This window comes from Bacteroidales bacterium, assembly GCA_035299085.1.
Taxonomy (GTDB): Bacteria; Bacteroidota; Bacteroidia; order Bacteroidales; family UBA10428; genus UBA5072.
Genome location: DATGXG010000052.1, coordinates 161,572 through 176,531, shown reverse-complemented (window position 1 = coordinate 176,531; position 14,960 = coordinate 161,572). Strand labels below are relative to the sequence as shown.

Sequence of the window (14,960 nt, the reverse complement as noted above, 5' to 3'; positions counted from 1 at the left end):
TATGAAACTGGAATTCAATACAGGTTCTGTATTTTCTGATATAAAAATCCTGTTCCACCAGGGAAAGCAATATATTCCTGATGTCACAACCGTGGAAGTGCCCGGGATTTTCCGTGGCCGCCCTGTTATTCAGGAACCGGGAATGTCGGTTTCTTCACAAATTGCAGGCGTTTGCCCGGTAAATGCCATCATGCAGAATCCGCTCCGGATAGATCTCGGAAAATGTGTTTTCTGTGGTGAATGTGCACGGCGTTTCCCTGAAAATATAACGTTTACAAAAGATTATAAAATTGCTTCAGCCACTCGTGAGGGATTGGTAGTAGATGCAGGGCAAAACCAGCCGATGTCGATTGATCCGGCGGCAGTGAGAAAGGAAATACGGAGGTATTTCAAAAATTCGCTGAAACTGCGCCAGGTATCGGCAGCAGGGGATAACAGCTGCGAGTGGGAATTGAATGCCGCCGGCAATGTGAATTTTGACATGGGCAGGTTCGGGATTGAATTTGTGGCATCGCCGAGGCATGCCAACGGAATTGTAATTACCGGACCCATTTCGAAGAACATGGCAGAACCGTTACAGATATGCTACGATGCAGTGCCTGATCCTAAGATTATCATACTGGCCGGTACTGACGCCATAAGCGGCGGAATATTTGAGGGCAGTGAAGCGCTTGACCGGTCGTTTCTTGAAAAATACAAAGTTGACCTCTACGTCCCTGGTAATCCCGTTCATCCGCTGACATTTATTAACGGGGTATTGGGGTTGATAAGGGGATGATCGTCATTGCGAGGAGCTTGATAAACAATTGATTATTGCAGAAATTATTGCGACGAAGCAACCTGCCGGCAAAGGCAGGACCTTACCAAGACTCACTATTTGGATCGGTGTGCCTGTTCGGGCAGATTGCTTCTGACCGTAGGAACCGGTCATCGCAATGACGTTCCTCCTGAAATAAGTTTCCCCAACTGCAAAAACCCCGCCCCATAAGCCCTTTCCAGCACCACCGCCGGCAAGTCAACAACCGGCAACAATGCTTTTTCAATAATCGCCGTATCGGATGTGGCAATTACACAGTCCTTACAGTTCTTCAGCACCCAGTCGGCTGACTTTACCACATAACAACCGCCGGTCAGATTCAGTTCGTGCATCCTGTCCGAAATAGCGGTGGCATGCCTTTCGCTGTGTGATACGGGCGAATCGAGGTAAATGTCAACAGTCGCCGGTTTCATGGCTGCCACTTGAATGAGTAAAAGTTCAATACAATCAGTGAAAGTGTGTTCTTCCCTGAAACGGCCGTGCAAGGCCCCGGCATCACGCACTATACCGTCTGTGCTCACAAAAGTTATTTTGCCAAGCCTGTAATTCAGCAGGTTGAACAGCACGTTGTACCCGTCGATAATCAGGTATGTACCCGCAATTTTCGCTTGGAGGAGGGAATTTCGCAATAATGAACGCTTTTCGGATGATATTCCCCTGTACAGCACCGTTCTTTGGTCGCCAGACAGCAGGTACCTGTCGCCGACAAGTTTTAGTACGCTTCGTTCAGGGTAATGATGGTTTACCAGGTAAAAGTAGTCTGTACAGGCCTGCCTGAACGTATCGGTAAGCAGCGAAGAATTCAGTGATTTATCCGGCATAGATCACCAATTTAACACTAAATGTCGACGTTTTTGCCGTTTTAGTAGAATTTATGTTTCTAAAACAACGACAGAGCCAACTTATTCAAAACAGACCTATATATTTACGAAAAGATTTTTTAGTTTTGATTCTTTTTTAAAAAAACCGCTGTATGTCAAATAAAGCAATAGTTAATCATTACACGAACCTCCAAACCTTTTTATTAGTCGCTCTCCGGATTTTGATAGGATGGTATTTTCTCTACGAAGGGCTGGTAAAAATTACCAATCCCGACTGGTCGTCATTCGGTTACCTGATGGATTCAAAAGGGCTTTTTGCCGGTGTTTTTCACGGAATGGCCAACAATGCCGGCGTAATAGCCGTTGTCGACTGGCTGAATAAGTGGGGCCTCACTATGATCGGCCTTGGGCTAATGCTTGGATTTTTGACCCAGATTGCACTTTTTGCCGGAATGGTGCTTCTTGTATTTTATTACCTGTCGCATCCGGCTTTAGCTGGTGTGACGTATATTCTTCCGCAGGAAGGCAGTTATCTCTGGGTAAATAAAACTCTTATCGAAGTGTTTACAATGGCAGTGCTGCTTATATTTCCGACAGGACATATAGCAGGCCTTGACAGATTTATTTTTAAAAGTGACAAATAGTATTACCGGATATGAAAAAGGATAATAATCAAAATAATTCCCTACCCAATACAAGTTCCCATAATATTGGTCGTCGTGATATCTTAAAAGGAATTGCAGCGCTTCCGGTGCTCGGAGCTTTCTCATATGCCTGGATTCGCAAAAATAAAATTGATGAGAAGTACAGGGAGCAGATGCGCGAAGTGGTGCAACTGACTTCACAACCTGTTGAACTGGCTCCCTCTCTAAAAGACGGCAAGCCTATCCGGCTTGGATTCATCGGTTTCGGTATCAGGGGCAAGCAGCTTATGAGGGCCGCCGGATTCCCTGAGCCGTCATGGATTGATGAGCAGAAAAAGGCAGCACAGGATAACAAGCAGAACAAGAATTATGAAAGCTATATGGAGCAGGAACAGCTTCCTATAGAAATCAACGGAGTTTGCGATATATTCACCGTGTATTCAGAAGCAGCTGCCCAGGCGGCCTCCAACGTAAACCGTGAAGGTACAGGCGGGAAAATGGGTAAAGCGCCGAAACAGTACAAGACCTACCTCGAATTACTTGATGCTCCTGATATTGATGCAGTGGTTATTGCCGCTCCCGACCACTGGCATGCCACAATGGCCATGGAAGCAGCAAAAAGAGGAAAGCATGTTTACTGCGAAAAGCCTGTAAGCAAGACCGTTCCTGAAACCTATGAACTGGTAAAAACGGTAAAAGAAAACAAGGTTGTTTTCCAGCTCGGACACCAGGGACGGCAGACCGAAGCTTATACTAAAGCAAAGGAAGCCATTGAAAAGAATGTACTTGGAAAAGTTAACCTGATTGAAGTTTGCACCAACAGGAACGATCCGAATGGCGCATGGGTATATGATATCCATCCGCAGGCAAGTCCTGCTACAATCGACTGGGCACAGTTCATCGGTCCGGCTCCCGCGCATGAATTCTCGCTTGAGCGCTTTTTCCGCTGGCGTTGCTGGTGGGATTACAGCACAGGTCTCAACGGTGACCTGCTGACCCATGAGTATGATGCCATCAACCAGATCCTGGGCCTTGGAATACCGGGTTCAGTGGCCTCATCAGGTGGTATCTATTTTTTCAAAGACGGCAGGACCGTTCCGGACGTATTACAGGTTGTAATGGAATTCCCGAAGCACGATCTTTCATTCCTTTACAGTGCCACACTGGCAAGCGACCGTTCAAGGGGTAAAGTGATGATGGGCCATGACGCCAACATGGAAATCAGCGACAGGCTTGTTATTTATGCCGATCCTCAATCAACACAGTATAAAGAAAAGATTGACAGCGGCCTGATTGATCCGAAAACGCCGATTTACGCGTTCACACCGGGAAAGAAAGGTGCTGACGGATTTGCCACAGCCACTGAACAGTATTTTGCAAGCCGTGGTTTACTTTACACTTACAGAAACGGCAAACGCGTTGATACAACGCATCTCCATATTAAAGAATGGCTGAATTGCATTCGTGCCGGTATACAGCCGAGCTGCAATATCGACCAGGCATTCCAGGAGGGAATCAGCGCTCACATGTCGACAAAAGCACTTCTCGAAAACAGGAGAGTGTACTGGGATGCTGATAAACAGGAGATTGTATAAAAGCCTGCATGCATTCTGATTTTTTTTAGCATCCTGAAATAGATTCTAAGCTTGTTTTTATTTAACTTAGAGCTTTGTTTAAAAGATTGCTGAAATCTTTAAGAACTAAATAACTATACTATACTTAACTTACTTCAAACTTAAAAACTGCATTATGAACGAAGAAAAAAAATCAGGAATCAGCCGCAGGGCCTTCCTGGGTAATACGGCAATGGCTGCTGCCGCTTTTACTATTGTACCTAGCCATGTAGTGAGCGGTTTAGGTCACAGAGCTCCCAGCGATAAGTTGAACATTGCAGCCGTGGGTATCGGCGGCATGGGTAATTCAAACATTCAGGCTGTAGCTCCCACCGAAAACATGGTAGCCTTGTGCGATGTTGACTGGGATTATTCAGCAGGCGTATTCAAAGCTTTCCCGAATGCAAAAAGATACTGGGACTGGCGCGTGATGTTCGATGAAATGAAAGATTCCATCGATGCAGTTATAGTTGCAACAGCTGACCATACCCATGCCATCATTGCCGCCACTGCAATGACACTTGGCAAACACGTATATGTTCAGAAACCTCTCACCCATTCAGTTTATGAATCACGCCTGCTTACGAAGCTGGCTGATAAATATAAAGTTGCGACACAGATGGGTAACCAGGGAAGCTCAGGCGAAGGCGTAAGGCAGACCTGCGAATGGATCTGGGCTGGTGAAATCGGCGAAGTAAAGAAAGTTGAAGCATTCACCGACCGTCCGATCTGGCCGCAGGGCTTGAACCGTCCTTCACAGGGTCAGTGGGTTCCCGAAACACTTAACTGGGATCTGTTTATCGGCCCCGCTCCGATGCGTCCTTACAATGCAATATATCATCCCTGGAACTGGCGTGGCTGGTGGGATTTTGGTACAGGAGCACTTGGTGATATGGCTTGTCATATTCTCCATCCTGTATTCAAAGGCCTTAGACTTGGCTATCCTACACGCGTACAGGGTAACTCAACCCTGCTTCTGACCGATTGCGCACCGAATGCACAGAATGTAGAGTTTGTATTCCCTGCCCGCACTCCGCTGAAGACCGACAAGATTAAATTTCCCGAAGTAGAAGTAACCTGGTCAGACGGTGGTATTAAACCCATGTTGCCCAAAGGCTGGCCTGCAGGAAGAGATATGAATGACAACGGTGGCGGTGTTCTGTTCCATGGAACAAAAGACACACTGGTTTGCGGTTGCTATGGCAAGGATCCCTGGTTATTATCAGGAAGAGTTCCGACCACTCCGAAAACACTGCGCCGCGTGGATGTAAGTCATGAAATGGATTGGGTAAATGCCTGCAAGCAGACCCCGGAAACCCGTGTTCAGCTTTCATCACCATTCAGCGAAGCAGGTCCTTTCAACGAAATGGTTGTTATGGGTGTTCTCGCTGTTCGCCTCCAGGGTTTGAATAAGGAACTCGAATGGGACGGTGTAAACATGCAGTTTACCAACCTGAAGGATGACGACAAAGTCAGGATCTGTATCGAGGATAACTTCTCGGTTCATAACGGTCACCCCACATTCAACAAGAAATGGACTGACCCGATGCCGGCAAAAGCATTTGCTGCAGAACTGATCAAGCATACCTACAGGAATGGCTGGAACCTGCCTGCAATGCCTGCTTAATTGAATCTATTAATTAACTAAATAACTGATTCAAAAAGATGAAACGTTTTATCGTTGTATTAGGCCTGATCGCCCTGATGATTATGGGCAGCCAGGTATTCTATTCATGTAAACCGACCGGTAAGAATGCCGATACCGTAAAGGCAGACACCACACCTGTTGATACCAACAATTATCTTACTGAAGAAGAAAAAGCACAGGGTTTCACCCTGATCTTCGACGGCAAGACTACAAATGGCTGGCGTGGTTATGAGAAAACTGCTTTCCCCGATTCAGGATGGGCAGTTGACAGCGGTATGCTTCGCGTGGTTGGCTCCGGAAAAGGTGAAGCCGGCGGTGCTGGTGGAGATATCATCTATGACAAGAAGTTTAAAGATTTCGATCTTAAACTCGAGTGGAAGATATCAAAAGGCGGTAACAGCGGTATTTTCTACCTTGCACAGGAACTGCCCAATGAACCGGTATGGAAATCGGCTCCTGAAATGCAGATCCTGGACAATGTTAACCATCTGGATGCAAACCTCGGAAAGAACGGAAACCGTAAAGCAGGTTCGCTTTATGACCTTATTCCGGCTGTTCCTCAGAATGCAAAACCTTATGGCCAGTGGAACCAGGTTGAGATCATGGTATACCAGGGAACTGTTGTGCATAAACAGAATGGTGAAACCGTTCTTGAATATCACATCGGCACACCCGATTGGGATAAGATGATCAAAGAAAGCAAATTCAAGGAATTCAAAGAATTCGGAAAATACATTGAGGGTTATATCGCCCTCCAGGACCATGGCAATGATGTATGGTTCAGGAATATAAAGATCAGGCCCCTCTAAGCGGGAAATCTTAAACATAGAGAAAGGTTGTCTGTTTCATAGACAACCTTTTTCTTTTCCGGAATTCAAAACAGCAAAAAACAAATTGATGCAACAGCCTTTAAAGGCTAAGAACTTAATACCAAAAACAATGAAACAAAGCAGAAGAGCATTTTTACAAACAGCGGCGCTTGCTGCTGCCGGAATACCGTTGCTTTCCGAAAGTTCATTTGCTTCGGAAACCATGCTTAAAAAGGACAGGTTTAAAATTTCCCTGGCTGAATGGTCACTTCACCGTGCTTTATGGGGAAAAGAAATGACAAACCTTGATTTCCCCGTTAAGGCTGTGAAAGATTACGGAATTTACGGTGTGGAATATGTAAGCACGTTCTTCAAAGACCTGAGCAAGGATTACCTGAATGAATTGCTGAAAATATCAAAAGATAACGGAGTCACCAACGTGCTCATCATGATCGATGCACAGGGTAACCTGGGCGATGCCGATGATGCAGCCCGAACCAAAGCCATTGAAAATCACAAACCCTGGATCGAAGCTGCCAAATTTCTTGGCTGTACATCGATCCGTGTGAACGCTGCCGGAAAAGGTACGGATGACGAGGTGGCAAACAGGGTAGTCGATTCCATGACAAAACTATGCACCTTTGCAGCTCCCATGAAAATGAACGTCGTTATTGAGAACCACGGCGGCATTTCTTCAAATGGCAAATGGCTGTCGGGTATAATGAAACGGGTTAACCTTCCGAATTGCGGCACCCTGCCCGATTTTGGAAATTTCAGGGTAAGCGCCACTGAGAATTATGACCGTTACCTTGGAATGACTGAGTTGATGCAGTTTGCAAAGGGCGCGAGTGGCAAATCTTACGAATTCGACGCCCAGGGCAACGAGGTGAATATTGATTTCTTCAAAATTCTGCAGATTATAAAAGATTCAGGGTATAAAGGCTGGATCGATGTGGAATACGAAGGTACCAAGCTGAGCGAGCCCGAAGGTATCAAAGCAACCAAAGCTCTGCTCGAAAGAGCTATTGCAGCTGTTAAATAACTAAAACTCCTGCCGATGAACCGGGTGAACTTTATTGATCTTGGATTGAAGGATTACAAGGAAACCTGGGATTTTCAGCAGGAAATTCAGAACAATGTAATCAGGGCAAAAACCGGTGAGGATCCGTCATCGGTTTTGCCCTGTCTTATTTTTGTGGAGCATCCTCATGTTTATACGTTAGGTAAAAGCGGTAAGGAAAACAACCTGCTCATCCATGATGACTTTATAAAATCGATAAATGCCTCCTACTACAAGATCGACAGGGGCGGAGATATTACTTACCATGGGCCGGGACAACTGGTAGGATACCCGGTTTTTGATCTTGATGCATTGAAAATAGGGGTTAAGAAATACATCCAACTCCTCGAAGAATCAATCATTCTCATGTTGTCAGACTTCGGAATTACGGCAGGACGGCTTGACGGGGCAACCGGAGTATGGATTGAATCGTCACCCATGCCGAAACAGAAGAAGATATGCGCCATAGGCGTTAAAATAAGCCGCGGGGTCACCATGCACGGTTTTGCCCTTAATGTAAGCACCGATCTCACCTATTTTTCATGGATCAATCCCTGCGGGTTCACCGATAAAGGAGTAACATCCATGGAAAAAGAAACCGGCCAACCGGTTTCGATGGATGTAGTGAAAAAGGCATTGATCAGGCGGATGGAGGAGCAGTTTGGGATTGAGATTCCTCCTTTCAGTCGGAATGACAGGCCATGTTAATGTTATTTAGAGCGAAGCGAGAAATCCGGCACCATCAGTTTCTTCCTCCCCGCTGCCGGCACCATAACCTGCAATCCCTGCGGAACTACCTTAACCTTTAACTTCCTTTTCAGCGTCACCGGTTCCCCGTCGAGATGCATGGAAATCTTTTGCTTGTTCTTTCTCTTGAGTGTCGCTTCCTTTACCCTCATTACTTCAAGATAAGGGCTCTGGTCAATATTTTTGAAAAATAATCTCAGTCCCATTTCAATCGTTGAGGTTTTTGGAAACGGCCTCAGCACGCATAAATCAAGAAAGCCGTCGTCAATCTGCGCATTGGGGGCGATGTAGGCGTTATTTCCATACTGCCCTGAATTTGCAAAAGTTACCAGGAATGCCTTAAGCTCAACCTTTTTGTCCTCCACTTTCAGAATATATTTTTTGGGAGAGTAGTTCATGTACTGGTGAATGGTCGTTTTAACGTAAGTAATCATACCCCTCTTTCCTTCATTTGCGAACTGTTTACCTACACTGGCATCAAAACCGGTTCCGCATGTGCAGAAAAAATAGTGTCCATTCACCCTGCCCACATCAATCACCTTAATACGCGGATTTGCTATTACTTTAATCGCTTCGGCAACTATTACAGGTATTTTCAGGTGCCGGGCCAGTCCGTTCCCCGACCCTACCGGTATTATACCCAGTCTGGCAGGTGTTTTCACAAGCGCTGATGCCACTTCATTAATGGTTCCGTCGCCTCCTACGGCTATAATATTAATGATTCCATTCCGAATCTTTTCAGTGGCTATTTCAAAAGCGTGTCCCTGGTACTGAGTATAGATGATTTCATAATCGCAGTGAGCAAATGCTTTTTTAATTGCATCGCTTATCGTGTTCTTTTGCTTTGTACCCGCAACAGGGTTAATTATAAAAACAAATTTCTCATTAACATGTGTCGATTCTTCAGGCATGGAAGGAGATTTAAGGCGAAGATATAAAAATGTGGATAATAACTGTTAAATTTGAACGTTTGACATGCAAACACACTCTGGCCATTAACAATATTCATTACATAACACTGCTTTTTGTTGCAGCAGGGGCATTCCTGTTCACCTGCAGCAAAGATATATCAGCACAACCCGGAGGAAAGGCATTCCAGTTTCTTGAAATTACAAACTCGGCCAGGGTAGCTTCCCTGGGCGGCGATGTGGTTGCCATAGGCGGTACCGATGCTGAACTTCCGTACCATAACCCCGCTTTGATGAGCCAGGATATGCATCACCACCTGGCGCTGAATTATGTGAATTATTTTGCCGGTGCCAATTTCGGATATGCATCAGCCATTACCAGGCTTAACCAGAAAAGCATGCTGGGATGCGGCATTCATTATCTTTATTATGGAACCTTCCAGGGAGCCGATGAAAACGGGATTAAAACAGGAACATTCAGGGCTGCCGATTATTCTGTGAACATCATGTATGCCCGGAAGATCGATTCCCTATTTACAGTGGGCGTTACAGCAAAGAATATATATTCGGATTACGAACAATATAACGCCACGGCATTTGCTTTGGATGTGGGAGTCGTTTATTCCGATCCTGAACGGAAGTTATCCGCCGGAATTGTGCTGCGGAATATGGGAATGCAGGTGGATGCGTACACTGCCGATAATGCCAGGGAACCTCTTCCTTTCAATATTGCTGTCGGGTTATCGAAAGGTCTTGCCTATTCACCCTTCACTTTTCATGTTGAACTGAATCATCTTGAGAAATGGGACCTCACCTATGTAACCCAGGCTGATAAAGATAAAGAAGAACTTGATCTGCAGAATGGCCAGCCGACAGGTAAAAACGACTTTGATGTATTTTTCGACAAATTCATGCGCCATGTCGTAATGGGTACAACTGTAGCCCTTGGAAAAAACCTTGAAATAAGGGCCGGTTATAATTACAGGAGGCGGCAGGAACTTAAAGTCGATACCAAGCCGGGCACAGTCGGTTTTTCATGGGGAGTAGGTCTTAACCTGAAAAAATTCAAAATCGGGTATGGCCGAAGCATTTATCATCTTGCCGGTGGCAGCAATCATTTTTCGCTCAGCATGAATCTTGATGAATTGAATAAAAATTTCTGAAGTGACCTCCAACCCTTATATTATTGCTGTTGACGGATATTCATCATGCGGTAAAAGTACATTTGCCCGGATGATTGCCAGGGAACTGGGTTTTGTATATATCGACAGCGGGGCCATGTACAGGTCGGTGGCCCAGTATGCCCTTGAAAACGGCCTGATAAAAGGTGATTCTGTTGATCCGGCCCTGAACAGGGAGCTTGATAAAATATCCGTACAATTCGTTCTCAACAGGGATACCGGTTTGCAGGAAACCCTGCTGAACGGACGAAACATTGAAAAAGAGATCAGAGGCATTGAGGTTTCGGCCATTGTAAGTAAGATAAGCCAGGTTCCTGAGGTAAGGCAAAAACTGGTGAAACTACAGCGGGAAATAGGTCACGGCGGCAATGTGGTGATGGACGGCAGGGACATTGGTTCCACTGTATTTCCGGATGCTACATTCAAAATATTCATGACAGCCGATCCGGTTGTACGTGCTGAAAGGCGCTACAAGGAACTGGTTGAGAAAGGAACGCCGGTGGATTTGCAAAAGGTTATTGAAAATATAAAGATGCGCGATTACGAGGATGAAAACCGTGAGGTTAGTCCCCTGCGTAAAGCGCATGATGCCGTTATACTTGACAACAGCCACATGACAATTGCTCAGCAGATGGACTGGTTCAGGGAATGGTGGAGAAGAATTCTTGAAAATGAAAACGGAAATTGATCCTAAGGCGGGGTTCTGTTTTGGAGTAACCCGCGTGGTGAATAAGGCAGAAGAGATTATCAGGCAATCGGGAATTCTGTATTGCCTGGGTGAGATCGTTCATAATGAAAAGGAAATAGAACGGCTCGAGGGGTTGGGCTTAAAAACTATTACCCGTGAAGAGTTCATGAAACTTTCGGATTGCCGGGTTCTCATCAGGGCTCACGGAGAACCTCCGGAAACATATGAATACGCTGCCGCTCATAATATTGAACTTGTTGACGGCACTTGTCCTATAGTACTTCGGCTTCAGAGCCGGATAAAACAGGCTTATCATTCTGAAAACAACGCACAGATTGTGATCTTCGGCAAAAAAAATCATGCTGAAGTCAGGGGATTGGCCGGTCAAACCGGGTACCAGGCGCAGATCGTTGAGTCGGCTGAAGACATCGATAAAATTAACTTCGAAAGGCCTGTTCACCTGTATTCGCAGACTACGATGAGCATGGATAACTACGATGAGCTTCAGCAAAACCTCATCAAAAAAGCTGAAGCCGAAGGTTATACTCCCCAGAGACTGAACTGTACCCATTCAATTTGCCGCCAGGTTTCAGGACGAATTCCTCAACTCAATGAGTTTTGTAAAGCGCACCAGGTTATCCTGTTTGTAAGTTATAAGGAAAGTTCAAACGGGAAATTATTGTACTCAAAATGCCTTGAGATGAATATGAAAAGCTATTTTGTAGCCGAAACAACCGATCTGAAACCAGAATGGTTTACAGGTTGTGAATCTGTGGGCATTACAGGCGCCACTTCAACTCCCCGCTGGCTCCTTGAAGAATTTGAAAGGAAATTAATTGCGTTGAATATACCCTGATCGATTTTAATTAAATTTGACCCCTGTCAATATCATAATATATCCAAAATTCAATGGAACAGATTAAGAGAATCGGTGTACTTACATCAGGCGGGGATTCACCCGGTATGAACGCAGCAATAAGAGCCACAGTGAGATCCGGCCTTCAGGCAGGTTTTGAAATGTTTGGGATCAGGCGGGGTTATATGGGCATGATTGAGGGTGATATTATCCCGATGAATTCTCAATCGGTCAGCGGCATCATACAAAGAGGCGGAACCATTCTGCTTACCGCCCGTTGTAAGGAATTCATGGAATATGAAGGCCGGAAAAAAGCCTACGAACAACTTGTGAAATTCGGTATCCAGGCTGTAATTGCAATTGGAGGAGATGGCACATTTACAGGTGCCAGCATCATGACAAAAGAATTTGATATCCCCATTATAGGCATTCCCGGCACAATTGACAACGACCTGTATGGCACCGATTATACAATCGGATATGACACAGCTCTCAATACGGTTGTCGAAGCCGTGGATAAGCTCAGGGACACTGCCAGTTCACACGGGAGGATATTCTTTGTTGAGGTAATGGGACGTGAAGCCGGGTTTTTGGCTCTCAGAAGCGGTATTGCCTGCGGGGCTGAAGCCATAATGATTCCTGAAGTTAAAGGACAGTATGACAAACTGCGTGAACATATGGCCCATCGCATTGAAAAGAGGAAATCAAGTATCATCATTGTTGCCGAAGGTGAAGAAGAAGGAGGGGCTGTTACTATAGCGAAAAAGATCAATACTGAATTCCCCGAATTAAGCATTCGCACTACCATTCTTGGCCATATACAGCGTGGAGGAAACCCGTCGGCATTTGACAGGGTGACTGCAAGCCGCATGGGAGCTGCTGCCATTGATGCGCTGATTGATGATCAGAAAAGCATTATGATCGGCATTGTAAATAACGAGATTGTACATGTTCCTCTTATTAAAAGTATAAAACTTCACAAAGACGTTAATTCTGAACTTGTAAAGCTCGCTGAAGTGATACGGTGACAGAGCAAACCTATATAGATGTTCTCCTGCCTGTTCCTATCTATGGTACCTTTACGTACGGCGTAAACGAAAACCAGTCTGCTTTGTTAAAGCCCGGAATGCGCGTCACAGTGCCACTGGGAAGCAAGAAAATATATACGGCTTTAATTCTTAAAGTTCATCATCAGAAGCCCGAAACCTACGGGGTAAAGGATATCCTTGAAGTTATTGATTCCGGGCCGGTGGTTCTGGAATCACAGCTGCTGTTATGGCAATGGATAAGCGAATATTACATGTGCCCGCCCGGCGATGTATTCAAAGCGGCTATGCCGGCCCGTCTTGATCTTTACAGGAAATTACGGAAAAAAACAATTCCTGAAGCAAATGAAAACAGGCTGTCTGAGCTGAATGAGCCCCAGAAACAGGCATTGGCGGAAATTAAGGCATCATTTGAAAAGACAGGTGTTACCCTGCTTCATGGTGTTACATCAAGCGGCAAGACCGAGATATACATTCACCTCATCCGGGAGGTCCTTAACCAGGATAAGCAGGTTCTCTACCTTCTGCCTGAAATAGCGCTTACCGCGCAGATCATTGAACGGCTTAGAACGGCCTTCGGAAACAGGGTTGTTGTATATCACTCAAAGTACAGCGATGCCGACAGGATAAGAACCTGGAAGAACCTGCTTGACTACGACCCGGATTTTCCCGATGCCGGTAATGTGGGCGTTGTGCTGGGTGTAAGGTCTGCCATATTCCTGCCTTTTAAGAATCCGGGGCTCATCATTATTGATGAAGAACATGAGAACACCTATAAGCAATATGATCCTTCACCCCGGTACCATGCCCGGGATACGGCCATTATGATGGCAAAACATCATGGGGCAAAGGTTTTACTGGGCACTGCCACACCTTCAATCGAAACATACCATAACTGCGTTACCGGTAAATTCGGGCTGGTAGAGCTTAATGAACGTTATCAGCAAATTCAGCTGCCCGAAGTAAAAGTTGAAAACATCCGTGACCTGAGGCGGAAGAAAAAGATGCAATCGCATTTCTCCCCTGCCCTGCTTGATGGAATTGGCGAAGCCCTTCAGAACAAGGAGCAGGTCATTCTTTTCCAGAACCGTCGCGGCTTCTCGCTTTTTCTGGAATGCGACATATGCGGTGAAGTTCCAAAGTGCAAACGCTGTGACGTGAGTCTTACCTATCATAAAAAGCAAAACCGCCTGTATTGCCATTATTGCGGTTACGGTATCCCGGTTCCCCACCAATGTCCGGCTTGTCATGAAGGCGACCTGAAATTGAAAGGCTTCGGCACCGAAAAAATTGAAGAAGAAATTGCCATCTTTTTTCCGGGTGCGAAAATTGAAAGGCTTGACCTGGATGCTGCAGCAAGCCGTAAATCCTATGAACAACTAATCACCAGGTTTGCAGCAGGTGAATCGGACATTCTTGTCGGTACACAAATGGTTTCGAAAGGCCTCGATTTCGATAATGTAAGCCTTGTTGGCATTATGGACGCGGATACCATGCTGAATTATCCCGATTTCAGGGCGCACGAACGCAGCTACCAGCTAATGGCACAGGTTAGCGGGAGGGCCGGCAGAAAGAATAAACGCGGTAAAGTGATCATACAGGCGTCTTCGGGTGATCACCCGGTAATTGCCGATGTGGTCAGAAACGATTATAAGGGAATGTTCACGCGTCAGGCTGAAGAAAGAAAGCGTTTCAGCTACCCGCCTTATTCAAGGCTCATTGAGATCACCCTGAAGCATCGGGACCAGCAGATCGTAAGCCAGGCCGGCGACTGGCTTGCTGATTTACTGAGAAAACACGTTACAGAAAAGATACTCGGACCGGAGTTTCCTCTCATACCAAGAATAAGGAACCAGTATTTGAAAAGCATGCTGATTAAAATTGAAAAAAGCGTTAACCTGGCTGCCACCAAAAAAATGGTGACAGAAGCTCTCCTGGTGATGAAATCAAAAGATGAATTCAGGAGTGTGCAGTACACGCTGGATGTGGATCCATATTAAAATTTTCCTACCTACGCAACCTTTTTTCATCCCTGAACATCTATATTAAAAGTTAAGTTGATCTGGCAAATACACGTTTTAGGATTTTAAGGGCGTTTTCAAACAGTTTGCTTTGGGGAGCC

Annotated in this window: 14 protein-coding genes; 12 read left to right on the top strand and 2 right to left on the bottom strand. The window is 45.6% G+C overall.

Going from position 1 to position 14,960, the window contains the following annotated elements; genetic code table 11:
• Nucleotide 1 precedes the first annotated feature (1 nt).
• Nucleotides 2–778, top strand: a complete 777-nt coding sequence (locus tag VK179_18025) for a hypothetical protein (protein ID HLO60654.1) — start codon at nt 2–4, stop codon at nt 776–778.
• Nucleotides 779–927: 149 nt separating this feature from the next.
• On the opposite strand, the gene VK179_18020 is transcribed toward VK179_18025, so the two are convergent.
• Nucleotides 928–1,638 (bottom strand): DUF434 domain-containing protein, encoded by a 711-nt coding sequence (locus tag VK179_18020; GenBank protein ID HLO60653.1) that lies wholly within the window; start codon nt 1,636–1,638, stop codon nt 928–930.
• Nucleotides 1,639–1,790: 152 nt separating this feature from the next.
• Between VK179_18020 and VK179_18015 the strand changes: the two genes are divergently transcribed.
• From VK179_18015 to lipB, 6 genes are all read left to right on the top strand, one after another.
• The gene (locus VK179_18015; GenBank protein ID HLO60652.1) at nt 1,791–2,282 is read left to right on the top strand and encodes a DoxX family membrane protein; all 492 of its coding nucleotides are present in this window, start codon (nt 1,791–1,793) and stop codon (nt 2,280–2,282) included.
• Between the two features lie 11 nt (nt 2,283–2,293).
• Nucleotides 2,294–3,877: a Gfo/Idh/MocA family oxidoreductase gene (locus tag VK179_18010; GenBank protein ID HLO60651.1), complete on the top strand. Its 1,584-nt coding sequence runs from the start codon at nt 2,294–2,296 to the stop codon at nt 3,875–3,877.
• Between the two features lie 154 nt (nt 3,878–4,031).
• Nucleotides 4,032–5,522, top strand: a complete 1,491-nt coding sequence (locus VK179_18005; protein ID HLO60650.1) for a Gfo/Idh/MocA family oxidoreductase — start codon at nt 4,032–4,034, stop codon at nt 5,520–5,522.
• Between the two features lie 38 nt (nt 5,523–5,560).
• A complete protein-coding gene (locus VK179_18000) occupies nt 5,561–6,352 on the top strand; it encodes a DUF1080 domain-containing protein (GenBank protein ID HLO60649.1) in 792 nt (263 codons plus the stop codon).
• 130 nt (nt 6,353–6,482) lie between these two features.
• The gene (locus VK179_17995) at nt 6,483–7,394 is read left to right on the top strand and encodes a sugar phosphate isomerase/epimerase family protein (GenBank protein HLO60648.1); all 912 of its coding nucleotides are present in this window, start codon (nt 6,483–6,485) and stop codon (nt 7,392–7,394) included.
• Between the two features lie 15 nt (nt 7,395–7,409).
• Nucleotides 7,410–8,120, top strand: coding sequence for a lipoyl(octanoyl) transferase LipB (lipB, locus tag VK179_17990; protein ID HLO60647.1), 711 nt, complete (start codon nt 7,410–7,412; stop codon nt 8,118–8,120).
• A gap of 2 nt (nt 8,121–8,122) precedes the next feature.
• Here the strand turns inward: lipB and VK179_17985 are convergent, their stop codons facing one another.
• Complete coding sequence (locus VK179_17985; protein HLO60646.1) at nt 8,123–9,070, bottom strand: diacylglycerol kinase family protein; 948 nt, start codon at nt 9,068–9,070, stop codon at nt 8,123–8,125.
• 59 nt (nt 9,071–9,129) lie between these two features.
• On the opposite strand from VK179_17985, the gene porQ reads away from it, so the two are divergent.
• Genes porQ through priA form a run of 5 tightly spaced genes read left to right on the top strand, consistent with a single transcriptional unit; the run spans nt 9,130 to nt 14,838 of the window.
• Nucleotides 9,130–10,230 carry a type IX secretion system protein PorQ gene (gene porQ / locus VK179_17980; GenBank protein HLO60645.1) on the top strand — a complete coding sequence of 367 codons (1,101 nt, stop codon included), beginning with the start codon at nt 9,130–9,132 and terminating at the stop codon, nt 10,228–10,230.
• A gap of 1 nt (nt 10,231) precedes the next feature.
• A complete protein-coding gene (cmk, locus tag VK179_17975; protein HLO60644.1) occupies nt 10,232–10,936 on the top strand; it encodes a (d)CMP kinase in 705 nt (234 codons plus the stop codon).
• On the top strand, nt 10,920–11,792 hold the full coding sequence (locus VK179_17970) for a 4-hydroxy-3-methylbut-2-enyl diphosphate reductase (GenBank protein ID HLO60643.1): 873 nt from the start codon (nt 10,920–10,922) through the stop codon (nt 11,790–11,792). The genes cmk and VK179_17970 overlap by 17 nt, the downstream gene beginning before the upstream one ends.
• Nucleotides 11,793–11,845: 53 nt before the next feature.
• Nucleotides 11,846–12,820, top strand: a complete 975-nt coding sequence (gene pfkA / locus VK179_17965) for a 6-phosphofructokinase (protein ID HLO60642.1) — start codon at nt 11,846–11,848, stop codon at nt 12,818–12,820.
• Nucleotides 12,817–14,838, top strand: a complete 2,022-nt coding sequence (priA, locus tag VK179_17960; GenBank protein HLO60641.1) for a primosomal protein N' — start codon at nt 12,817–12,819, stop codon at nt 14,836–14,838. Before pfkA ends, priA begins: the two co-directional genes overlap by 4 nt.
• The last annotated feature ends 122 nt before the right edge of the window (nt 14,839–14,960 follow it).

What these genes read in the sequence shown, in the direction of transcription:
- VK179_18020 (HLO60653.1), bottom strand. Translation starts at nt 1,638, where the DNA reads ATGCCGGATAAATCACTGAATTCTTCGCTGCTTACCGATACGTTCAGG.
- VK179_18000 (HLO60649.1), top strand. Translation starts at nt 5,561, where the DNA reads ATGAAACGTTTTATCGTTGTATTAGGCCTGATCGCCCTGATGATTATG.
- VK179_17995 (HLO60648.1), top strand. Translation starts at nt 6,483, where the DNA reads ATGAAACAAAGCAGAAGAGCATTTTTACAAACAGCGGCGCTTGCTGCT.
- lipB (HLO60647.1), top strand. Translation starts at nt 7,410, where the DNA reads ATGAACCGGGTGAACTTTATTGATCTTGGATTGAAGGATTACAAGGAA.
- VK179_17985 (HLO60646.1), bottom strand. Translation starts at nt 9,070, where the DNA reads ATGCCTGAAGAATCGACACATGTTAATGAGAAATTTGTTTTTATAATT.
- VK179_18025 (HLO60654.1), top strand. Translation starts at nt 2, where the DNA reads ATGAAACTGGAATTCAATACAGGTTCTGTATTTTCTGATATAAAAATC.
- pfkA (HLO60642.1), top strand. Translation starts at nt 11,846, where the DNA reads ATGGAACAGATTAAGAGAATCGGTGTACTTACATCAGGCGGGGATTCA.
- VK179_18005 (HLO60650.1), top strand. Translation starts at nt 4,032, where the DNA reads ATGAACGAAGAAAAAAAATCAGGAATCAGCCGCAGGGCCTTCCTGGGT.
- VK179_18015 (HLO60652.1), top strand. Translation starts at nt 1,791, where the DNA reads ATGTCAAATAAAGCAATAGTTAATCATTACACGAACCTCCAAACCTTT.
- VK179_17970 (HLO60643.1), top strand. Translation starts at nt 10,920, where the DNA reads ATGAAAACGGAAATTGATCCTAAGGCGGGGTTCTGTTTTGGAGTAACC.
- VK179_18010 (HLO60651.1), top strand. Translation starts at nt 2,294, where the DNA reads ATGAAAAAGGATAATAATCAAAATAATTCCCTACCCAATACAAGTTCC.